This is a genomic window from Janthinobacterium sp. GW460-12-1-14-LB5 (genome assembly GCF_059423585.1).
The window spans coordinates 300,051-320,295 of the sequence record NZ_JBWKYD010000001.1 but is presented as its reverse complement, the minus strand read 5'-3'; the positions used below and the strand labels follow the sequence as shown (position 1 = coordinate 320,295).

General features: G+C 64.5%; 17 protein-coding genes and 1 pseudogene. 11 read left to right on the top strand and 7 right to left on the bottom strand.

All coding sequences use genetic code 11. The features are described 5' to 3' along the window. Positions 1 to 4: 4 nt before the first annotated feature. Genes AC07X6_RS01480 through nirK form a run of 3 tightly spaced genes read right to left on the bottom strand, consistent with a single transcriptional unit; the run spans position 5 to position 4,484 of the window. Positions 5 to 2,275, bottom strand: coding sequence for a nitric-oxide reductase large subunit (locus AC07X6_RS01480; protein ID WP_494789843.1), 2,271 nt, complete (start codon positions 2,273 to 2,275; stop codon positions 5 to 7). A gap of 14 nt (positions 2,276 to 2,289) precedes the next feature. Next, complete coding sequence (ytfE, locus tag AC07X6_RS01475) at positions 2,290 to 2,967, bottom strand: iron-sulfur cluster repair protein YtfE (protein WP_230538911.1); 678 nt, start codon at positions 2,965 to 2,967, stop codon at positions 2,290 to 2,292. 32 nt (positions 2,968 to 2,999) lie between these two features. After that, positions 3,000 to 4,484, bottom strand: a complete 1,485-nt coding sequence (gene nirK / locus AC07X6_RS01470) for a copper-containing nitrite reductase (RefSeq protein WP_494789842.1) — start codon at positions 4,482 to 4,484, stop codon at positions 3,000 to 3,002. 150 nt (positions 4,485 to 4,634) lie between these two features. Between nirK and norR the strand changes: the two genes are divergently transcribed. Next, on the top strand, positions 4,635 to 6,191 hold the full coding sequence (norR, locus tag AC07X6_RS01465; RefSeq protein WP_494789841.1) for a nitric oxide reductase transcriptional regulator NorR: 1,557 nt from the start codon (positions 4,635 to 4,637) through the stop codon (positions 6,189 to 6,191). Positions 6,192 to 6,216: 25 nt separating this feature from the next. On the opposite strand, the gene AC07X6_RS01460 is transcribed toward norR, so the two are convergent. Then, on the bottom strand, positions 6,217 to 6,558 hold the full coding sequence (locus tag AC07X6_RS01460; RefSeq protein WP_230538914.1) for a c-type cytochrome: 342 nt from the start codon (positions 6,556 to 6,558) through the stop codon (positions 6,217 to 6,219). An 11-nt stretch (positions 6,559 to 6,569) separates the two neighbouring features. After that, positions 6,570 to 6,899 (bottom strand): c-type cytochrome, encoded by a 330-nt coding sequence (locus AC07X6_RS01455; RefSeq protein WP_046684254.1) that lies wholly within the window; start codon positions 6,897 to 6,899, stop codon positions 6,570 to 6,572. Positions 6,900 to 7,132: 233 nt separating this feature from the next. Between AC07X6_RS01455 and AC07X6_RS01450 the strand changes: the two genes are divergently transcribed. The 8 genes and pseudogenes from AC07X6_RS01450 (at position 7,133) to AC07X6_RS01415 (ending at position 16,601) form a co-directional block, all read left to right on the top strand. Beyond that, positions 7,133 to 8,002 (top strand): AAA family ATPase, encoded by an 870-nt coding sequence (locus AC07X6_RS01450; RefSeq protein WP_219888207.1) that lies wholly within the window; start codon positions 7,133 to 7,135, stop codon positions 8,000 to 8,002. A gap of 9 nt (positions 8,003 to 8,011) precedes the next feature. Next, entirely contained in the window at positions 8,012 to 8,650 is a 639-nt protein-coding gene (locus tag AC07X6_RS01445) for a GNAT family N-acetyltransferase (protein ID WP_494789840.1), read from the top strand. Continuing rightward, complete coding sequence (locus AC07X6_RS01440) at positions 8,644 to 9,813, top strand: vWA domain-containing protein (protein WP_494789839.1); 1,170 nt, start codon at positions 8,644 to 8,646, stop codon at positions 9,811 to 9,813. The genes AC07X6_RS01445 and AC07X6_RS01440 overlap by 7 nt, the downstream gene beginning before the upstream one ends. A gap of 313 nt (positions 9,814 to 10,126) precedes the next feature. Continuing rightward, the gene (locus tag AC07X6_RS01435) at positions 10,127 to 11,314 is read left to right on the top strand and encodes a cation:proton antiporter (RefSeq protein ID WP_070218615.1); all 1,188 of its coding nucleotides are present in this window, start codon (positions 10,127 to 10,129) and stop codon (positions 11,312 to 11,314) included. Beyond that, positions 11,315 to 12,445, top strand: coding sequence for a YbdK family carboxylate-amine ligase (locus tag AC07X6_RS01430; protein WP_426053587.1), 1,131 nt, complete (start codon positions 11,315 to 11,317; stop codon positions 12,443 to 12,445). A 275-nt stretch (positions 12,446 to 12,720) separates the two neighbouring features. After that, positions 12,721 to 13,203: pseudogene (locus AC07X6_RS01425) on the top strand (sigma-70 family RNA polymerase sigma factor); the annotation flags it as partial. A gap of 27 nt (positions 13,204 to 13,230) precedes the next feature. After that, positions 13,231 to 14,037: a FecR family protein gene (locus AC07X6_RS01420; RefSeq protein WP_494789888.1), complete on the top strand. Its 807-nt coding sequence runs from the start codon at positions 13,231 to 13,233 to the stop codon at positions 14,035 to 14,037. 95 nt (positions 14,038 to 14,132) lie between these two features. Continuing rightward, a complete protein-coding gene (locus tag AC07X6_RS01415; protein ID WP_494789838.1) occupies positions 14,133 to 16,601 on the top strand; it encodes a TonB-dependent siderophore receptor in 2,469 nt (822 codons plus the stop codon). On the opposite strand, the gene AC07X6_RS01410 is transcribed toward AC07X6_RS01415, so the two are convergent. Together AC07X6_RS01410 and AC07X6_RS01405 are read right to left on the bottom strand one after the other, a co-directional pair. Beyond that, the gene (locus AC07X6_RS01410) at positions 16,602 to 17,681 is read right to left on the bottom strand and encodes an alginate lyase family protein (protein WP_494789837.1); all 1,080 of its coding nucleotides are present in this window, start codon (positions 17,679 to 17,681) and stop codon (positions 16,602 to 16,604) included. Beyond that, complete coding sequence (locus AC07X6_RS01405) at positions 17,678 to 18,679, bottom strand: gamma-glutamyl-gamma-aminobutyrate hydrolase family protein (protein WP_230538920.1); 1,002 nt, start codon at positions 18,677 to 18,679, stop codon at positions 17,678 to 17,680. The genes AC07X6_RS01410 and AC07X6_RS01405 overlap by 4 nt, the downstream gene beginning before the upstream one ends. 218 nt (positions 18,680 to 18,897) lie before the next feature. Here AC07X6_RS01405 and AC07X6_RS01400 point away from each other — a divergent pair, with 218 nt between their 5' ends. Both AC07X6_RS01400 and dapA read left to right on the top strand, forming a co-directional pair. Next, complete coding sequence (locus tag AC07X6_RS01400; protein ID WP_289946063.1) at positions 18,898 to 19,206, top strand: hypothetical protein; 309 nt, start codon at positions 18,898 to 18,900, stop codon at positions 19,204 to 19,206. After that, positions 19,203 to 20,240 carry a 4-hydroxy-tetrahydrodipicolinate synthase gene (gene dapA, locus AC07X6_RS01395; protein ID WP_494789836.1) on the top strand — a complete coding sequence of 346 codons (1,038 nt, stop codon included), beginning with the start codon at positions 19,203 to 19,205 and terminating at the stop codon, positions 20,238 to 20,240. The genes AC07X6_RS01400 and dapA overlap by 4 nt, the downstream gene beginning before the upstream one ends. Positions 20,241 to 20,245 lie beyond the last annotated feature (5 nt).

Genomic DNA, 20,245 nt, shown 5'->3' with positions numbered 1-20,245 from the left:
CCGGCTACACCGCTGAAGGCTGCAGTACTGCTGCCTTCGGCGCCTTGCCCATCAATCCCAGCACCACTTGCAATGCCATGGCGACGGCGCCGACGATGAAGACCACGTCGCCGAAGGTGCGTATCCAGCGCAGGTTCTGCAACAAAGGCTGCTGCATGAAGCCTTCGCTGCGCGCATACCACAGGCCTTCCGTCACGCTGGCGTGGAACTGGATGATGCCAATCGGCAACAGGCTGGTAAAGATCATCAGCGCCAGCCCCCCGTTCAAGCCCCAGAACGCCGTCTTCATCAAGGCAGGGCTGAAGCCGTAGTCGGGCCGCAGATAGCGCAGCACCAGCAAGGTAAAGCCCAGCGCCAGGAAGCCGTACACGCCGAACAGCGCCGCATGCGCATGCACGGGAGTCGTGTTCAGGCCCTGGATGTAGTACAAGGCCACGGGCGGATTGATCATGAAGCCCAGCACGCCCGCGCCCAGCATGTTCCAGAAGGCGACGGCGACAAAGCACATCAGGGGCCAGCGCAGGTTTTCCATCCACGGCGCGCGTTCCTTCAGGCGCCAGTTTTCCCACGCTTCATGCCCCAGCACGATCAGCGGCACCACTTCCAGCGCGCTGAAGCTCGCGCCAATGGCCATCACGGGCGTGGTGGTGCCGGCAAAGTACAGGTGGTGAAACGTGCCGGGAATCCCGCCCAGCATGAACAGCGAGGCCGACGCCAGGCTGGCCGTCGTGGCCATGCGCACCGATACCAGACCCAGGGTCGAGAAGATGAAGGCCAGCGCCGTGGTGGCGAAGACTTCAAAGAAGCCCTCCACCCACAGGTGCACCACCCACCAGCGCCAGTACTCCATCACCGATAAATGCGTGCGTTCGCCGTAGAACAGGCCGGCGCCATAGAACAGCCCGATGGCCCCCACGGACGCGGTCAGCAGCGCCAGCAGGTTCTTGTCGCCGCCCTTCTGGCGCAGGGCGGGCACAACGCCGCGCAGCATCAGCACGAGCCACAGCAGGATGCCGATGAATTTGCCGATTTGCCACAAACGTCCCAGGTCCACATATTCATAACCCTGATGACCGAGCCAGAAATTCCATTCGGGCGGCATGACTTGTGCAATCGCAAGGTAATTGCCGATAAATGAGCCGACGACGACCGCGACCAGCGCCCAGAACAGCACGTCGACGCCGAGGCGCTGCCACTTCGGGTCCTTGCCGCCATTGATCAGCGGGGCGAGGAACAGGCCGGCGGCCAGGAAGCCCGTGGCGATCCAGAACAGCGCCGCCTGGATATGCCAGGTGCGCGTGAGCGCATACGGGAACCAGCGCGACACGTCGATGCCGTAGAACTGCTGTCCTTCCACCGTGTAGTGCGCCGTGAAGCCGCCGATGAAGACCTGGAAGATGAACAGCGCCACCACCAGGAACAGGTATTTGCCCAGTCCCCGCTGCGAAGGCGTCAGCGCGAAAGTGGTGAGCGGGTCGCGCGGACCGGCGGCCGGCAGCGCTTCGTCATGGTCGCGCAAGAAGGCCCAGCCCCAGACGAGGAAGCCCACGCCGGCCAGCAGCACCACCACGCTGGCGACCGACCAGACCAGGTTTTCGCCGCTGGGCTGGTTGCCGATCAGCGGTTCGTGCGGCCAGTTGTTCGTATAGGTCACTTTCTGGCCAGGGCGCTCGGTGGCGGCGGCCCACGCCGTCCAGAAGAAGAACTGCGTCATCTGCGCACGCCGCTCGGCGCTGGGCAAGGTGTTTTCCTTCATGGCGAAATGCTCGCGGCTGGCGAGCAGCGCAGGCGCGTCGGAGAACAGCTGGTCGTAATAGTGCGCCGTGTTGGCGATGGCTTGCACGCGGCGCGGCGACAGGCGCAGCACTTGCGCCTCATCGACCCGATTGCCGCGGTATTCCTGCTTGAGCGCTTCGCGCAGCGCCGCCTGCGCGGGGCCGTCGAGCGCCGCGTACGCCTTGCCATGCTGCTCTTGCGCTGCCAGTTCCAGCCAGGCCGTCAATTCGCGATGCAGCCAGTCGGCCGTCCAGTCGGGCGCCTGGTAGGCGCCGTGGCCCCAGATGGAGCCCAGCTGCATGCCGCCCACGGATTGCCAGGCCGTCTGGCCGTCGAGGATGCCCTCGCGGTCGAACAGTTGCCTGCCATCCTGCGCCAGCACTTGCGCGGGAATCGGCGGCGCCTGGCGATACACTTCCGTGCCGTAATAGCCGAGCAGCGAAAACGTCACGATCAGCACACCGATCAGGGTGAACCAGAGTTTTTTGTAGGGACCCATGGGTCTTTCCTTTGTCAGTGCACCACGGCCGGCGCGAAGCGCTCGAACAGGATATTGTTTTCAGTATGGATGTGCGCCATCAGGTCTTCGCGGAAGGTGCGCAAGCCCGTGTACAGCGCGCGCCAGGTGGTGCAGGCGCCGCCAGGTGCGGTGATATCGTTCGTCATCGCCTCCATCGCGCGCAAGGCCACACCATGGTCGTCGTGCTCCATGCGCATCACGTTGATGGGCGCGCCGGCGCGTGGACCCTGGCCGCGCACGATCATGGGGAACAGCACGTCTTCCTCCTTGCGCATATGGCTTTCCAGTTCCTGCGCCATGGCCGACAGGTGTTCCGCCAGCCCGTGCGGACAGTCGGCGCGGTCGCCATGCACCTGCTCGACCTTGCGCGCCAGGCGTATCAGCTCTGGCAGCTGCTCGCGGTGCACGGCGTGGTAGCGCGCCAGGATGTGTTCCACCAGCTCGGTGGCCGGGGCGTCCTGCCAGTCACGCGCGCCGCTGGCGTCAATCCGTCCGGCCAGCACTTCCAGTTCCTTGACGATGGGCGCCGTATCCACGCCGGCCGCTTCGGCGGCGGCGCGCAGGGTCTTGTTGCCGCCGCAGCAGAAATCCAGGCGGTGCGCATCGAACAGGCGCGTGGCGCCGGGGATGCGGCGGGCCAACTGGCCCAGGGATTGTTCGATCATTTCCATAGCAGTTCCTTGATGATGAATGGGGGGGTGTTTTATTGGACGGCGCCCGCGTGGTAGACGCCGGGCACGGCTTCGCCAGTCACTTCCAGCACGCCCACGGCGCCCTTGCCGGCGCGCGACAGCGCATGGTCGACCAGCAGATAGCTGCCAGGGTGCTGTACCTTGAGTTCGACGATGGTCGCGCCGCCCGGCGCCACCAGCGTGGTTTGCACGTCGTTTTTCGGGCTGCTGATCGAGCCTTCGCTGTACACCTTGTCGAAGATCTCGCCGATGATGTGGAACGACGAAATCTTGTTCGGGCCGCCCACGCCGAAATAGATGCGTACGGTCTCGCCGACTTTCGCCTGCAATTTGTGCGTCTTGCTCAGGGCGCCCACTTCGCCGTTGAAGACGTAGTAGTCGGGCAGTTCATTGGCCATTTTTTCCAGGTTCGGTTCCTGATGCACGGGGGCGCCGTGCGGACGGCCCGTATACATCTCGCCCTGCATCACGTAATACTCGCGGTCCACTTTCGACAGGCCGCCTTCCGGTTCGACCAGGATCATGCCGTACATGCCGGCCGCGATATGCTGCGGCACCAGCGGCGTGGCGCAGTGGTAAACGAACAGGCCCGGATTGAGCGCCTTGAAGGTGATCGTCTTTTCCTGCCCCGGCGCCACCTGCGTGTGCTGTCCGCCGCCATGGCCGCCCGTCACCGCGTGCAGGTCGATCGAGTGGATCATCTTGCTGTCCCTGGCGTTGAACAGGGTCAGTTCCACCGTGTCGCCCACCTTCGCGCGCAACATCGGGCCGGGCACTTGCCGGTTGAAGGTCCAGTAGGTAAAGCTGGTGCCGTCATCGAGCTTGCCCGGCAGTTCCACCGTCTCCATGCGGTATTTCAGGGTTTGCGGCGCGCGCGCGCCGATGGCGGAAGGCACCTGCGCCGGATTGGCGGCCACGCTGACGGCCGATGGATCGGGGCCGCGCATCGGCGACGGCGCGGGCGTGTACAGGGCCAGCGCGGCGGCCTGGCTCGATTCGCCCGCTGCGCTGCCGGCGCCGGCGGCCTTCGGTGCCCCGGCTTCAGCCAGCGAAGTGCCGGCGACTTCCAGCTTGCCTTCCATGCCGATCTGGCGGTGGCCGGGAATCGAGCAGTAATAGGTGAACGTGCCGGCGCGCGTGACCTTGAAGCGCACGGTGGTGCTGCCGCTGTTGGCGCTGAATTTGGCGGAGGCCACGTTGAGTTCCGGGATCAGCAGGTCGTGCTCGGCGCCTTCGCCGCTTTTCAGCACCAGTTCGACCGTGTCGCCCACCTTGGCCGCCAGCACGGGGTTGACCTGGCCCTTGGCGTCGATGAAGACCATCTTGCCGTCGACGATATTGGTTTGCAGCTCATAGCGCTTGAGCGTCACAGGCGCGGCTTTGGCCGCAGTGGCGGCGGCGCTGGCCGGCAGGCTCGCCTGGGCTTGCACGGACAGGGGCATGGCCAGGACACAGACGGCGGCGGCAATGGCGCGGAGGGAGGGAGTCGTTTTCATCAGGCTTTCCTTGGTCTTGTATGCCGGTTTGGCACCCTTACCTAGGCAAACCGTGTGCCAGGAAAAACTTGTTTTAAATCAACGATTTGAAAAATGCAGGGTCGATATGACCCTTTTCAAGCGTGGTCCGTTGTACCCTGCATGGTACTTATGACCACCACCGCCATCCACCTGCTCTTGCTCACCGACCTGGTCGCCGACCTGCCCGTGGCCGTGCGCCTGCAGCGCCTCGTGGGCAGCCTGCGCGCGCACTTCGGCTGCGAGGCCGTGGCCTTGCTCAAGCTCGATGGCGAGCACCTGCGCCCCGTGGCGATGGCCGGCCTGGCCAGCGACGCGCTGGGACGCCGCTTCGCCGTCGCCGGCCATCCGCGCCTGGCCGCCATCCTGCAGCGGCGCGGCGTGCTGTGCTTCCATCACGACAGTTCCCTGCCCGATCCCTACGACGGCCTGATCGCCGAGCGGGCCGGCGAACCGCTGCCCGTGCACGACTGCATGGGCATGGCGCTGGACCTGGAAGGCGAACGCTGGGGCGTGATCACGCTCGACGCGCTGCGGGTGGGCACCTTCGATACGCAGGCGCAGCGCGACCTGGGCGAGCTGGCCTGCGCCATCGAGGCGGCCGTGCGCGTCACGCGTCTGGAGACGGAAATCCGCGCCCTGCGCCTGTCGGGCGGCGCCATGCTGGCCGATGCGCAAGCGCCGCGCGAAGAACACGATTTCGTCGGCCAGAGCAGCGCCATCACGCATTTGCTGCACGAATTGCAGGTGGTCGCCGATTCCGAGCTGCCCGTGCTGCTGCTGGGAGAGACGGGCGTGGGCAAGGAATTGTGCGCGCACCGCCTGCATCGGCTATCGCGTCGCGCTGGCAAACCGCTGATCCACGTCAATTGCGCGGCCTTGCCGGAATCGCTGGCCGAGAGCGAATTGTTCGGCCATGTGCGCGGCGCGTTTTCCGGCGCCGTCAGCGACCGGCCCGGGCGCTTCGAGGCGGCCGAAGGGGGCACCCTGTTTCTCGATGAAGTGGGGGAGTTGCCGCTGTCGATACAGGCCAAGCTGCTGCGCACCTTGCAAAATGGCGAAATCCAGCGCCTGGGCGCGGACCGGCCGCGCCGGGTCAACGTGCGCGTGATCGCCGCCACCAACCGCAGCCTGCGCGAACATGTGCGCGACGGCTCGTTCCGTGCCGATCTGTACCACCGTTTATCCGTGTATCCCGTGCCGATTCCGCCGCTGCGCGAGCGGGGTAACGACGTGCTGCTGCTGGCCGGTGGTTTCCTGGAACTGAACCGCGCGCGCCTGGGCTTGCGCAGCCTGCGCCTGTCCGCCGCGGCGGAAAACGCCTTGTGCCACTACCGCTGGCCGGGCAATGTGCGCGAACTGGAACATGTGATCAGCCGGGCCGCGCTGAAAGCCGTGATCCGCGGCGCGGACCGCAAGGACATCGTGACCCTGGAAACGGATATGCTCGACCTCGATGCGCTGGAAGCGCCGGCCGGCACGGACGCGCTGCTGCCAGCGCCGGCCGCGTGCGGCACGTCGGCGGCGCCGCTGCTATCCATGCATCAGATCGTGGAAGCGAGCCAGCGCCAGGCCATCCGGCAAGCGCTGGCGTTGCATCAGGATAACTGGGCCGCTGCGGCGCGGCAACTGGGGCTCGACGCCAGCAATTTGCACAAGCTGGCGCGCCGGGTCGGACTGAAAGCCTGAACCGAACTCAAACGTAAATTCAAACTCAGCGGTGGGTCACCAGGGTGGTCGGCAGGCTGTGCAGGTAAGCGGCCAGGTCCTTGATATCCTGGTTGCTCAGCGGTTTCACCTGGCCCGTCATGATGGCGTTGTTGCGGCCGTTGGCCTTGTCGCCCCGTTTATACGCCGTCAAGGCGTGTTCCAGGTAATCCCTGTGCTGGCCTGCCAGTTTCGGGTAGGACGGGTCGATGGGCGAACCGTAATCCTTGCCGTGGCAGGTGGCGCAGCTGTATTTTTCGGCCAGGGCCTTGCCCGTGTTGATATTGCCGGCGGCGCTGGCGGAAAACGAGACGGTGGCGCAAACGAGGGCGGCGAGTAATTTTGTCATCTGGCTGGTCCTCAGTTCGGCTTGGCTTGTTGCGCATAATACGCGGCGACATCGGCGATATCCTGGTCGGACAGGCTGCTGGCGATGCCCTTCATGCTGGGGTGCTTGCGGTCGCCCTTCTTGTAGGCTTGCAGCGCATTCTCGATATATTTTGCCGGCTGGCCGCCGATCATCGGCACCTGGAACACTTCGGGGAAGGTCGCCTTGTAACCGGGGATGCCGTGGCAGCCGATACACATTTCCACCTTGGCAGGGGCTGCCTTGGCGTTTCCTACAATGTCAGCCGCTGTGACGGCATTTGCTATGCCGGCAAGCACGAGAAGTGCAAATATTTTTTTCATAGTGGCAATGTGAACAAAGGTAATCGGAGAAACGCCAGAGCTGGTTTTTATTGATTTTATGTGTTGACAATTAAGGTTGACAATTAATCTGCTGCTTGCCGATTCTAGCCAAGATATTCTTGCAAGTCCACCTATAAAACCCGCATTGTAGGCAGGCAGGCACAGGCCGTCCGCGTGACGCTGCGCCACAGTTCTGTTTATACTCACCATTTCCCTACTTTGGCAGACCGCTCATGCAAGCACAGCACCCCCAGCAAGGCCAACGCTTCGAAGGTTCCGACAGCTATGTCGCCACCGCCGACCTGAAACTGGCCGTGAATGCGGCGCTGACCCTGCAACGCCCGCTGCTGATTAAGGGTGAGCCGGGCACGGGCAAGACCATGCTGGCCGAGGAAGTGGCCGCCGCGCTGAATATGCCGCTGATGCAATGGCATATCAAATCGACCACCAAGGCGCAGCAGGGCCTGTACGAATACGACGCCGTGTCGCGCCTGCGCGATTCGCAGCTGGGCGACGAGCGCGTGCGCGACATCCAGAACTACATCGTCAAGGGCGTGCTGTGGCAGGCATTCACGGCGCCCGAGCCGGTGGTGCTGCTGATCGACGAGATCGACAAGGCCGACATCGAATTCCCGAACGACCTGCTGCGCGAACTGGACCGCATGGAATTCTATGTCTACGAAACGCGTGAAATGGTCACGGCGCGCCACCGCCCGCTCGTCATCATCACCTCGAACAACGAGAAGGAATTGCCGGACGCCTTTTTGCGCCGCTGCTTCTTCCATTACATCAAATTCCCGGACAAGGACACGATGGAGCAGATCGTCGCCGTCCACTACCCGCACCTGAAACAGGAATTGCTGGCGCAGGCGCTGCAAACCTTCTATGAGGTGCGCGACGTGCCGGGCCTGAAGAAAAAGCCGTCGACCTCGGAATTCCTCGACTGGCTCAAGCTCCTGCTGGCCGAAGACATCCCTGCCGAGGCGCTGCGCAGCAAGGATAATAAAGCCGTGGTGCCGCCGCTGCACGGCGCGCTGCTGAAAAACGAGCAGGACGTGCACCTGTTCGAGCGCCTGATGTTCATGTCGCGCACCAACCGCTAAGGAGCGCCGGTGAACGACATCAGCCCGGACAAGGTCTTCGTCCCCCTGGAACTGCACGGCATCCGCCTCGAGGCGCTGGCGCCGCATCACGCGCCCGGCCTGCGTGCGGCGGCCATGGATGGCGAACTGTGGAATCTGCGCGTCACCTCCGTGCCCGAGCCGGACCAGGTGGACCAGTACATTTTCAAGGGCATCGAGATGCGCCCCACGCGCTTCGCCTTTGCCGTCATCGACGCGGCCAGCGGCGAGGTGCTCGGCACCACCAGCTACCACGACGTGGTGCCAGCCATCGGACGCCTGGAAATCGGCTACACCTGGTACGCGAAGCGCTGCCAGCGCAGCCACGTCAACACCACCTGCAAATTGCTGCTGCTGGCGCACGCCTTCGATAACCTCGGCTGCGCGCTGGTGGGCCTGCGCACCGACAATTTCAACCACGCCTCGCAAACAGCCATCGAGCGCCTGGGCGCGAAAAAGGATGGCGTGCTGCGCCACCATGCGCTGCGCCGCGACGGCACCGTGCGCGACACGGTCATGTACAGCATCACGCGCGGAGAGTGGCCGGAAATTGCCGCCCACCTGCGCTACAAGCTGGCACAGCGCCCCATCGCCGCACTGCCCCGCGCGGGAGAGCGGGCGCCATGCTGATCGATTTCTTCTTCACGCTCAAGGATGCGAAAATTCCCGTCTCGATCAAGGAATTTCTGACCCTTCTTGAAGCGCTGCAAAAGAACGTCATCGACGCCTCGATGGACGATTTCTACTATCTGGCGCGCCTGACTCTGGTCAAGGATGAAGCCCATTTCGACAAGTTCGACCGCGCCTTTGCCCAGTACTTCAAGGGCATCAACGCGGCTTTCGACACGAACGCGGCGATTCCCCTCGACTGGCTGCTCAAACGCATGCAGCGCGAGCTGTCCGAAGAGCAGAAGGCGCAGCTGGAAAAATTCGGCTACGACAAGCTGATGGACCGCCTGAACGAGCTGCTGAAGGAACAGAAGGAGCGCCACGAGGGCGGCAGCAAGTGGATCGGCACGGGCGGCACCTCGCCGTTCGGCAATGGCGGCACGAATCCGGAAGGCATCCGCATCGGCGGCAAGGGCGGCAACCGCACGGCCGTGAAGGTGTGGGAAGCGCGCAGCTACAAGGATTACGACGGCGAGCGTGAACTCGGTACGCGCAACATCAAGGTGGCCTTGCGCCGCCTGCGCAAGTTCGCGCGCGAAGGCGCGGAAGATGAGCTGGCGCTCGACGCCACCATCGCCGCCACGGCGAATAACGCGGGCTACCTCGACATCAGGATGCGGCCCGAGCGCAAGAACCGCATCAAGGTGCTGATGCTGTTTGATGTGGGCGGCAGCATGGACGACCATATCGAACGCACCGAGGAACTGTTCTCGGCGGCGAAGACGGAATTCAAGAACATGGAATTCTTTTACTTCCATAACTGCGTCTACGACTACCTGTGGAAGAACAACCGGCGCCGCAACGCCGAGCGTTTTCCCACCTGGGACGTGCTGCGCAAATACCCGCCCGACACCAAGCTGATTTTCGTCGGCGACGCCACCATGAGCCCCTACGAAATCCTGCAGCCGGGCGGCAGCGTCGAATACAACAACGAGGAAGCGGGATCGGCGTGGCTGGCGCGCTTTACCCAGGCGTTCCCGAAATTCATCTGGCTCAATCCCGAAGCGGAAGGCTTATGGCAGTACCGCCAGTCGATCGGCGTGATGCGGCAGTTGATGAACAACCGCATGTTCCCCCTGTCGATCGACGGGCTGGAACGGGGCATGCGTCTGCTCAGTAAATAAAAGCACGCAACAAAAAGTCCATGGCGGCAGGGGGCCGCCATGCCGTACACTGCGACACGGCACTACCGTGCGGAGCATCTCCGCCGCGGGCGGGTAACATACGCCGATATCAGCCCTGCCCTACCCTGCTGCATCCCGTGCGCGGCCGCCATGACCGCGACACTGTTCGATTGCGCACATCGTGCGCGCCTTCTGCTCCGGTAGAATCGGCGCATCGCTCTGCGCAAACCATGCACCACCGCTGCACCACGACATTGCCGCGCCAGCCCCCGTGCTGCCGGCCGGTGCCAGCGCCATTTTCAAAGGAATGAGCATGCAAAGTCTGATCTCGATCGCCGCCGACCTGTCCTGGCCGTTCGCCATTACCCTGGCCTGGGTAGTGGGCGAATTTGGCCACCGCTGGACTGGCCTGCCGCGCATCAGTTTTTACGGCGTGATCGGTTTCGTCCTCGCGCAGACGCAGGTAGGCATCCTGCCGCAGACGGACGCCGGCCCCATGCTGGTGCTGGCCGACGTGGCCTTCGGCCTGATCCTGTTCGAGGTGGGCTACCGCATCAACCTGCGCTGGCTGAAGAACAATCCGTGGATCGCCGTCACGGGCCTGGTCGAATCCCTGCTGACCTTTGCCGTCGTCTACTTCATCGGCATCGAATTCGGCAGCACCTCGATGACGGCGCTGCTGCTGGCGTCCCTGGCCATGTCCACCTCGCCGGCCACCATCATGCGCGTCATCAACGAGGAACGCAGCTCGGGCCAGGTCACGGAACGCATCGTCCACCTCACCGCCCTGAACTGCGTGCTGGCCGTCTTCACGTTCAACATCATCGTCGGCTTCTGGATGTTCCAGAGCTCCACCGACCTGATCGAGGCGAGCAGCAGCAGCGCCGCCGTGCTGGCCGCCTCCGTGGCCGCCGGCACCGTCTTCGGCATCGTCGTGCCGGCCATGCTGCGCCGCCTGGGCAACATGGCGCAGGACGCCACCGTGGCGTTCGCCCTGTCGGTGATGCTGCTCGTCGCCCTGACCTACACCACCAGCCTGTCGCCGCTGCTGGCCACCCTCACCTTCGGCCTGGTGGCGCGCCACCGCAGGGTCGCCTTCAGCCAGGCGCAGCGCAATTTCGGCGCCATGGGCGAGCTGCTGACGGTGCTGCTGTTCGTGTATGCCGCCTCCACCCTGGAATGGGCCAGCGTGACGGCCGGCGCGGGACTGGCCCTGGCCGTCGTCGGCGGACGCTTGCTGACGAAGGTCGCCGGCGTGGCCGCGTTCTCGCATGTGAGCGGCATTTCCTGGCGCAAGGGCGTGCTGACGGGCGTGGCCCTGACGCCCGTCTCCGTCTTCATCATCCTGCTGCTCGAGCACGCGCGCCAGCACGGCGTGAACTTCGGCGACGAATTGAACGCCCTGGCCGCCATCACCCTGGGCCTGGAACTGATCGGCCCCGTGCTGGTGCAGCGCGTGCTGATGCTGGCCAAAGAAACCCACGAAATCAAGGAGCGCTAAATGCCGCTGGAACCCTTTGGCCAATCGGCCGCGCTGACCTTCGGCGTCGAACTCGAACTGCAACTGGTAAACCTGTCGGACTATGACTTGACGGCCGCCAGCCCCGACTTGCTGCATCTGCTGAACAAAAAACCGTTTCCCGGCAACGTCACGCCGGAAATCACCGAGAGCATGATCGAGATCAACTCGAGCGTGCACACGCACCACGGTCCCCTGCTGGAGCAGCTGCAGGAAATCCGCGACACCTTGATCACGGCCGGCGACAAGCTCAATATCGGCATCGCGGGCGGCGGCACGCACCCGTTCCAGCAATGGTCGTCGCAAAAGATCTTTTCCAAGCCCCGCTTCCAGGAGATTTCGGAACTGTACGGCTACCTGGCCAAGCAGTTCACCATCTTCGGCCAGCACGTGCACATCGGCTGCGCCTCGGGCGACGACGCCATGTTCCTGCTGCATTCGCTGAACCGCTACATCCCCCATTTCATCGCCCTGTCGGCGTCCTCGCCCTACGTGCAGGGCCGCGACACCCTGTTCGATTCGGCCCGTTTGAATTCCGTGTTCGCGTTTCCCATGAGCGGACGCGCGCCGTTTACGCTGAGCTGGGAGCAGTTCTCCAACGAGTATTTCGCCAAGATGGAGAACACGGGCATCATCAAGAGCATGAAGGATTTTTACTGGGACATCCGCCCCAAGCCGGAATTCGGCACCATCGAACTGCGCGTGTGCGACACGCCGCTGACGGTGGAGCGGGCCGCCGCGCTGGCCGCCTACCTGCAGGCCCTGTGCCGCTACCTGCTCGAACGCCGCGAAACCCCGCCGGTGGAAGACGATTACCTCGTATATAACTACAACCGCTTCCAGGCTTGCCGCTTCGGCCTCGATGGCGCCATCACGCATCCGAAAACCTACGAAACGATGTCGCTGCGCGAAGACATCATGACCACCCTGCGCAAAATGGAACCGCACGCCGAGGCGCTGGGCAGCACGCCGGCCCTGAAACACCTGTCGGACGTGGCCAAGCAGTGGAGCGACGCGCAATACCTGCGCAAGCAGCACAGCCTGCAGGGCAGCGCCGAGGGCATGGTCGATTCGGCCATCCGATGTTTTCGCGGTGAACCGATGAATTACTGAGGATGCCTGGCCAAACCTGCTGCGCGTCGGTATAGGCGGCCTGCGATGCTCACCGTACCTTCGTACGGTTGCGCTTCTTAGCCACCTCTCCCTTCCGCTCGCGACGGTTTTGCCAGTCATCGTGATTTTTACCCCAACAACGCAACCCAAAAAACCACACCCCGCCTGCCCGTCATTTACAGCCACCTCCCCCGCTTGTTACAATAAGTGAGAATGATTCTTATTATTGTTTAAAAACACCAGTCCAGCCGGACCGGTCTTGCAAGGGGAACGCGATGCCGCTGGCAGAGCCGCTACAACGCCAGGACATCGCGACACTGTATGCCGACCACCACGGCTGGCTGCAGGGCTGGCTGCGCAAGAAGCTGGGCAGCACGGCCTGCGCGGCCGATGTGGCGCAGGACACCTTCATGCGCCTGCTCGACCGCGAAGACGCCGTCGCCGCGCGCGAGCCGCGCGCCTTTCTCGCTACCGTGGCGCAGCGCGTGCTGTTCAACCATTACCGTCGCCAGAAGCTGGAACAGGCTTATCTGGACGTGCTGACACAGCTGCCGCCCCTGCACACACCATCGCCCGAGGAGCGCGCGCTGCTGTTGGCCACCGTGTTTGAACTCGACCGCATGCTCGACGGCTTACCGCCTCCCGTGAAACGGGCTTTTTTACTACGCCAGCTCGACGAACTGCCGCAGGAAGACATCGCGCGCCAGCTCGGCATCTCGCTGGCGACAGTCAAACGCCATCTGCAGCGCGCCGGCAGCGCCACGCAGGCGTGGCAGCAGCTGCAAATGCAGCACGAGCATCTGCCGCCCGCGGCGCACGCGAGCCTGCTGCGCGCCTGCGTGCAAGCCAACGCCCCGCGCCGCCATGCCGTCAAGACGCTGGCCCTGCTGCTGGCCTGCGGCGTCTCGCTGTATGCGTTCGAACGCCGCAGCCCATGGCGCGGCTGGACGGCCGACTACCGCACGGGTGTCAACCAGCGCCGCGTCGTGACCCTCGATGACGGCACGCAGCTCACGCTCAACACCAGCAGCGCCGTGAATATCGCTTACGACGGCGCGCAGCGCCGCATCGACCTGCTGGCCGGTGAAATCTTCATCGCCACCGGCAAGGATGCGGCACGGCGGCCCTTCTTCGTCGGCACGCCGCATGGCAGCCTGCAGGCGCTGGGCACGCGCTTCACCGTGCGCCTGCACCAGCAATACGCCAGCGCCGGCGTGCTCGAAGGCGCCGTCGCCGTGCTGGCCGGCGATGGAGCACAGCGCCTGGTGCTGCATCCCGGCGAAGGCGCGCATTTCGACGGCACGAGCTGCCACCGCCAGGCGCTGGCGCCGTATGGCGGCGCCTGGCTCGATGGCATGCTGGTGGCGCGCGACATGCGCCTGGCCGATTTCCTCGCCGAGCTGTCGCGCTACAGCGAGCAGCCGCTGGCCTGCACGCCCGCCGTCGCTGGCTTGCGCGTGTCAGGTTCCTACCCGCTGGCCGACGTCGATGCCATCCTCGACGCCGTCGGCGCCAGCCTGCAACTGCGGCGCAATACCATCACACGCTTCTGGGGCCGGCAAATCGTCAGGATCGAACTGGCGGCGCACTGAAAAATATTTTCTGCAAAGTGAGCTGTTTCGCCGTGCTCGCGTGACTTGGTAGACAGGTAGTCTCCATCTTGCGCATCCACGAAAGGTTTTATTCCATGCACCACGCTTCGCGTTCCCTCCTTACCCGCACCGTCCTGGCCTGTGCCCTGTCGCAGATCGGCATGGCGCTGGCCCTGCCGGCGCCAGCCCTGGCACAAAGCCAGCAAGTGCGCGTCTATGGCATCCCGGCCGGCGCGCTGGGCGACGTGCTGACGCGCTTCGGCAGCGACAGCGCCATTTTATTGTCGTTCTCCAGCGACGCCACGCAAGGCTTGCGCAGTGCCGGCCTGCAAGGCAGCTATGGCGTGCACGATGGTTTCCGCGTGCTGCTGGCCGGAAGCGGCCTGCAAGCCGTGCCGCAAGCAAATGGCGGCTACCTGCTGCAAAAGATCCCCGCCGGCGCAACTACTCCCACTGCGGACAGCCGCGGCGTGGCCGTCATGAGCGGCGTCACCGTGGTGGCGGCGGCCGAGCGCAGCGCCGTCACCAGCGGCACGGGCAGCTACACTGGCGGGCCAGCCAGCGGCGCCACTGGCCTGGCCCTGAGCCAGCGCGAAACGCCGCAGTCGCTGACCATCGTTACGCGCCAGCAGATGGATGACCAGAACAGCAACGCCGTCTCCGACGTCATGAAAAACGTCAATGGCGTGAGCGTGCAAAACTATGACAGCGACCGCTGGAGCTTCCAGGCGCGCGGCTTTGACGTCACCAATTTCCAGTACGACGGCGTGTCGGCCATCTATGACGGCGTCTACGACTGGGGCACGACCAACAGCGACATGGCCATCTACGACCGCATCGAAGTGCTGAAAGGCGCGACTGGCCTGATGAGCGGTTCGGGCGACCCGTCGGCCACCGTCAACATGGTGCGCAAGCGCCCCACCGCCGAATTCGAGGGTTCGGCGACCCTGGGCGCGGGATCGTGGGACAACTACCGCGGCGAAGCTGATGTCTCCGGCCCCCTGAACGACAGCCGCACGGTGCGCGGCCGCCTGGTGGGCGCCTATCAGGACAAGCACTCCTACCTGGAGCGCTACACGCAGCAGAAATCCGTCGCCTACGGCATCATCGAGGCGGACCTGACACCCCTCACCCTGCTGACGGCCGGCTTCACGCACCAGGATTACAAGCCGCGCGGCTCCACCTGGACGGGCTTTCCCCTGTTGTTTTCCGACGGCACGCGCACGAACTTTCCCACTTCGTGGAATCCTGCCACGGACTGGAGCCGCCGCGACATGCGGAACACCACCTTGTTCACGTCGCTGGAACACAGCTTCGCCAACGCGTGGAAAGTGAAATTGAGCGCCAACCAGTTGCGCAGCAAGCATGACAGCGTGCTCGGCTCGGCCAGCAGCGGCAATCCCGACCCCGTCACGGGCGAAGGCGCCTATTTCTTCATGGGAAAATACAAGGGCGACCGCCGCCAGACCACCGTCAACGTCGACGCCAGCGGCCCGTTTACCCTGTTCGGCCGCCAGCATGAAGCCATGCTGGGCTATTCTTCGTCGACGGCCAAGCAGGACGCCCCCGTCTACAAATCGGTCTATCCGCCCCTGGACGGCAGCTACTTCGACTGGCGCGGCCAGTATGCGGAGCCGGCGTTCGAACACCAGGGCAACGATGATGACAGCACGCGCCAGAGCGGCCTGTATGGCGCCGTGCGCCTGCGCCCGAGCGATGCGCTATCGGTGATCGTCGGCACGCGGATCAGCAACTACAAGATGGATCAGAAGCGCAGCTTATTCGACAATGCCACGCCCAGCCATACGCGCATGGACGAAAGCGGCGTCATCACGCCGTATGCGGGCGTCGTGTATGACCTCGACAAGACCTATTCCGTGTTCGGCAGCTACACGACCATCTTTGCGCCGCAAAGCAACCGCGACGTGAAGCGCAACTTCCTCGCACCCGTGCGCGGCAAGGGTGTGGAAGCGGGTGTGAAGGCGGAGTATCTCGACGGCAAGGTCAATGCCAGCGCGTCCCTGTTCCAGATCCGCCAGAGCAATGTGGCCAGCTCTGTGGGTGAAGTCAACGGCGAAGAAGCGTATAAAGCCATCGATGGCGTCACCAGCCGCGGCGTGGAAATGGAGGTGACAGGCGAGGTGCTGAAAGATGTGAAACTGAGCGCCGGCTACACGTATGCACATGTGCGCGACAAGGATGGCAAGGACGTGTTTTCCACCATGCTGCAAACCACGCAGCCGGCCCACCTGGCAAGAGTGCAAGGCAGCTGGCGCCTGCCAGCCAGCCTGGACAAAGTGACGGTGGGCGGCGGCCTGACCTGGCAAAGCAGTTTCCACGGCGAGGTCAGGAACCCTGCCGCCAACGACAATGCGCGCCTGCAGCAAGGCAGCTATGCACTGGTCAACCTGCTGGCCCGCTACGAGATCAGCAAGAACGTCACGGCCAGCCTGAACGTGAACAATCTGCTGGACAAGAAGTACTTGACGGGTCTGGGCCTGTTCGGAACAGGCTTCTACGGTGAACCGCGCAATGTGATGTTCACCGTGCGCACGAAGTTCTGACTAACTGCCATACAGCGCCAGCGCCCAGGCTGGCGGGTGCAATTCCAGCGCCAGCGACAGGTAAGCAGGGTCGAAGCGCGCCGCCAGCAGGTACACATTGGCGGCGCCCCTGGGCTCCCAATTCCCCGTAAAACCCTTTTCGCCGGCCGCCACGCGCTTGCGGTCGAAGGGCACGGCGCTTTTCGCGAATTCCTCGTGCGTTTTCCTGCCCTGCGCATACGGCGCCAGCCAGGCCAGCGCCTCGGCCAGGCGCCGCGCTTCCGGCGCGCCATACCAGTCGTCGCCATGCGCCTGCGCCATCAGGGCCGTCGTCAGCAGCGGCTCCAGGCTGTAGGTGGTGTAATGCAGGGCATCGCGCTGCTCGAAGTCGAAGGGCACGCCGCCGGCGCCGATATTGCGCGGCACGTGCGCCAGGAAGCGCTCCTTCGCGCGCGCGATCAGCAAGGCTTCGCCCGTGACATACGCGGCGGCCGTGCCGATCTTGATGCGGTGGCTGTGCCAGTTGTTGCGCGCCGTGGACGGGCCGCCCACCTTGACGGGATCACTCAAGTACCCGTGTGCCAGGGTGCGGCAAAACGCCTGCACCTGCTCGCGCTCGACGCCGCTCAAGCGTTCCTGTACCAGATCAAAGCCCATCAGCAGGCTGGCCAGCTCCGTCTCGTCGACGGGACTGAACGAGGGTGCATAGCCGCCGCTCCAGGCCAGCAACAGCTGGCGCGCCGCCTCGAAATGCGCCATCTCACCCGATAATCTCCAGGCCAGCGCCTGCAAGCGCGCCTGGCGCCAGTCCTCCTGCGCCTGCTGGCTGGTCTCGCGCCCGCCCTCGCCCTTCAGCAAGCCGCCCGTGCGCACTTCGGCCATCAGGTGCACGGGCCGCGCCGCATCCTTGTGCGCCGCCTTGAGCACCTGCTCGGCAATGGCCGGCGCCACCCGCGCCTTGAGCGTGCGTGCGCGCGCGGCGGACGTCAGCGCAAACGGCAGCGCACCCTCATGCGGGCGCGGCGCCGCGCGCAAGCCGGCCAGGGGCAGCGCCAGCAAGCCGGCCAGCACGCTGCGCCGGCGGATCAGGTGCGCATTCAAAACCGCGTCTCGCGCGCCGCGCGCAAAAAGTTATCGAGGATGGGCGTGCAATCGAGCAGTTCGACGCCGCCCGCCGAATGGAATTCAGGGTGCCATTGCAAGCCCATGACGAAGCGGGCACGCTGGTAGCGGATGGCCTCGACGATGTTGTCGCCCTGCGAATACGCTTCCACGGTGACGTCGCGCCCCAGGTCCTTGACCGACTGGTGGTGGATGGAATTGACGAGCGCCTCGCCCGTCTTCGGGAACATGCCCGCCAGCGACGAGCCTTTCGGAAAGACGATGGTGTGGCGGTGGCGGTCATACAGGTCGTTGACGTGCGAGGTGGCGCCTGCCACGTCCGAGGCGATGTCCTGGTACAGGGTGCCGCCAAAGCCCACGTTGATCAGTTGACAGCCCCGGCATATGCCCAGCACGGGTTTGCCCGCGTCGACGAATTCGTGCAGCAGTTCCAGCTCGTACAGGTCGCGCGCGCGGTCGCCGTTCCATTCGGGGCGCGTGGCCGCCTCGGAATACGTCTGCGGCGAAACGTCGGCGCCGCCCTGCAGCACCAGGCCGTCCAAGTGGCGCGCATAGTGGCGCAGGGTGATGTTACTCGGGTGTAGCTGGCCGCTGGTATTGACGGTCGGGATCATGAACACCAGCACGTCGCGCGACATGACCCACTGGGCGATCGACTCTTCCAGGTATTGCAGGTTCTTGCTGCGCAGGCCAGTAGCGCCCGGCTCGGGGTGGAAAATGCGCGCCGAGATGCCGATGCGCAGGGTGCGCCGCATGAAATCGCGGCTGGCCTTGTCGCGCATGGAGCGGTAGCGCGACGAGATCACCCGCCAGGCCAGCGCCAGCGGCGTGTCGTTATCCTTCAGGTAGCGGGGGGCCGCGTCGCGCGCGCGGTGCTCCTCATCGGGCGCCCGGCGGCCCACCCGGTCTGGCCGCGACGGCGCCGGCGCTGCGGGATCGGTGGATGGGGGCTGCTGGGGATCTTTTTCGTCTGACATGGCAAGGCTGACTGAAAGCGGAGACGTTTTCAATATAAACCCCTGCCTCGGAAAGCACGATTCAATTTTGTAACAAAAGGCCACGCCCGGGGCATCCGCGCAACACGCGAGCGCCCGCCGCATACAGCCCGTTTACGCTGGCGGCCCCGCTTTTTAGAGAATCTTTACGCCCCCGCTGCTAATCTTGAACTTACCTCAACCACCGCTGCAAAGCCACCATGGAACCCCATTCACGCCTGCAAACGCATCAAGCGCATCAAGCACTGCCCCACCGTCATCCCCGCCTGCCCACCTTCCTCATGCATATCACGGTAGACAAGTCTTGCCTGGCCGAGCTGCGCCAGCTGGTCGTCAAGACCTGCGGTGGCATGCTGTCGTTCATGCGCGTCGAGGCGGTCGACCATGCCGAACGCATGAAAGTCTGGCTGTGCGTGACGGAACCGGCCCTGCGCCTGACCATGGATGCCGTCATGCGCCTGCTGCCGGCGGCGGAATTTGGCCGCATCAGCCAGGGGAAATCGCTATGAACCAGTACTCCTGCGAGCAGGCGATGTCTTCAGCGCGCATCACCGCGCACTTCCAGGGCATCTGGGTGCCGATGGTCACGCCCTTCCTTGATGGCGATGGCGACATCGACTTCGACGCGGCCCAGCAGCTGGCGTGCGAACTGGCCGCCAGCGGCGTCGACGGCCTGGTGGTATGCGGCACCACGGGCGAAGCGGCCATGCTGAGCGCCGCGGAACAGAGCATGCTGCTCGACAGCGTGCTCGAAGCCGTCGGCCCCCGCTTCCCCGTCGTCATGGGGATAGGCGGCAGCGATACGCGCAGCGTCGTCGCCACGGTGCAGCGCTACAACGACCATCCGCTGGCAGGCTTGCTGGTCTCGGCGCCAGCGTATGTGCGCCCTTCGCAGGATGGCATCGTGCGCCACTTCCAGGCCATCGCCGCCGCCACCGACCAGTCCATCGTGCTGTACAACGTGCCGGCCCGCACGGGCGTCAATATCGAACCGCAGACGGCCGCGCTGCTGGCGCGCGACTCGCACTTCGTCGCCATCAAGGAAGCGGGCGGCAAGCTGCAGCAGCTGGGCGAACTGCTGCTCGACACGCGCCTGGACGTGCTGTGCGGCGACGACGCGCTGCTGCTGGCCAGCCTGTCCATGGGCGGCCACGGCGCCATGTCGACCGCCGCCCAGATACGCCCCGACCTGTATGCGCAGCTATACCACCTGGTCAAGCAGGGCCGCCACGGCGCCGCCGGCGCCCTGTTCAAGGTCATGCTGCCCGTCATCCGCCTGCTGTTTGCCGAACCCAATCCTGGCCCCGTGAAAGCCGCGCTGGCCATGCAGGGCAAGGTACGCGACGAGCTGCGCCTGCCGATGACGCCGATGTCCTCCGCCGGCCAGCACAAGCTGGCCGAAGCACTCGAACCCCTGCTGGAACTGCCCGTATGGACAGCCGGCGACAGGGACACCCCGCGCGAAGGCTGTCTGCTGCAGCTGGTCTCCGCCGCCAACATCATGCCAGCCGTGCGCCAAGATGATCATCGCCATCACGGATGAACGCG

Excerpts from the sequence above, each read along its gene's own strand:
- AC07X6_RS01480 (WP_494789843.1), bottom strand. The coding sequence starts at position 2,275 with ATGGGTCCCTACAAAAAACTCTGGTTCACCCTGATCGGTGTGCTGATC.
- ytfE (WP_230538911.1), bottom strand. The coding sequence starts at position 2,967 with ATGGAAATGATCGAACAATCCCTGGGCCAGTTGGCCCGCCGCATCCCC.
- nirK (WP_494789842.1), bottom strand. The coding sequence starts at position 4,484 with ATGAAAACGACTCCCTCCCTCCGCGCCATTGCCGCCGCCGTCTGTGTC.
- norR (WP_494789841.1), top strand. The coding sequence starts at position 4,635 with ATGACCACCACCGCCATCCACCTGCTCTTGCTCACCGACCTGGTCGCC.
- AC07X6_RS01460 (WP_230538914.1), bottom strand. The coding sequence starts at position 6,558 with ATGACAAAATTACTCGCCGCCCTCGTTTGCGCCACCGTCTCGTTTTCC.
- AC07X6_RS01455 (WP_046684254.1), bottom strand. The coding sequence starts at position 6,899 with ATGAAAAAAATATTTGCACTTCTCGTGCTTGCCGGCATAGCAAATGCC.
- AC07X6_RS01450 (WP_219888207.1), top strand. The coding sequence starts at position 7,133 with ATGCAAGCACAGCACCCCCAGCAAGGCCAACGCTTCGAAGGTTCCGAC.
- AC07X6_RS01440 (WP_494789839.1), top strand. The coding sequence starts at position 8,644 with ATGCTGATCGATTTCTTCTTCACGCTCAAGGATGCGAAAATTCCCGTC.
- AC07X6_RS01435 (WP_070218615.1), top strand. The coding sequence starts at position 10,127 with ATGCAAAGTCTGATCTCGATCGCCGCCGACCTGTCCTGGCCGTTCGCC.
- AC07X6_RS01430 (WP_426053587.1), top strand. The coding sequence starts at position 11,315 with ATGCCGCTGGAACCCTTTGGCCAATCGGCCGCGCTGACCTTCGGCGTC.
- AC07X6_RS01420 (WP_494789888.1), top strand. The coding sequence starts at position 13,231 with ATGCAGCACGAGCATCTGCCGCCCGCGGCGCACGCGAGCCTGCTGCGC.
- AC07X6_RS01415 (WP_494789838.1), top strand. The coding sequence starts at position 14,133 with ATGCACCACGCTTCGCGTTCCCTCCTTACCCGCACCGTCCTGGCCTGT.
- AC07X6_RS01405 (WP_230538920.1), bottom strand. The coding sequence starts at position 18,679 with ATGTCAGACGAAAAAGATCCCCAGCAGCCCCCATCCACCGATCCCGCA.
- AC07X6_RS01400 (WP_289946063.1), top strand. The coding sequence starts at position 18,898 with ATGGAACCCCATTCACGCCTGCAAACGCATCAAGCGCATCAAGCACTG.
- dapA (WP_494789836.1), top strand. The coding sequence starts at position 19,203 with ATGAACCAGTACTCCTGCGAGCAGGCGATGTCTTCAGCGCGCATCACC.